The organism is Vibrio sp. 10N.261.55.F4, assembly GCF_041470465.1.
In the GTDB taxonomy this organism is placed as follows: domain Bacteria; phylum Pseudomonadota; class Gammaproteobacteria; order Enterobacterales; family Vibrionaceae; genus Vibrio; species Vibrio crassostreae_C.
This window is the reverse complement of record NZ_JBFRMM010000066.1, coordinates 1-224: the sequence shown is the minus strand read 5'-3', so window position 1 is coordinate 224 and position 224 is coordinate 1. Positions and strand designations below refer to the sequence as shown.

General features: G+C 58.0%; 1 protein-coding gene. It reads left to right on the top strand.

The genetic code is table 11. The annotated features are described in order from the left end of the window. Positions 1 to 18: 18 nt before the first annotated feature. On the top strand, positions 19 to 224 hold a 206-nt coding region (locus AB4249_RS21805), incomplete at its 3' end, for a cadherin-like domain-containing protein (protein ID WP_240798959.1).

Genomic DNA, 224 nt, shown 5'->3' with positions numbered 1-224 from the left:
AACTTGACGGTGACGCCAGTGAATGATGCGCCGGAGCTGACAGGCGATCTGTTGGGTGAAATGGATGAAGCAGGCAGCTACACCATCACGGCGGCAGATCTTGGCTACACGGACGTTGACGATACGGACACAGGCGTGAGCTTCACGGTCAGCAACGTGAGTAACGGCACAATCTTAGTGAACGGCGTCGCGTCGAGCAGCTTTACGGTGGCGCAGTTGGCGGC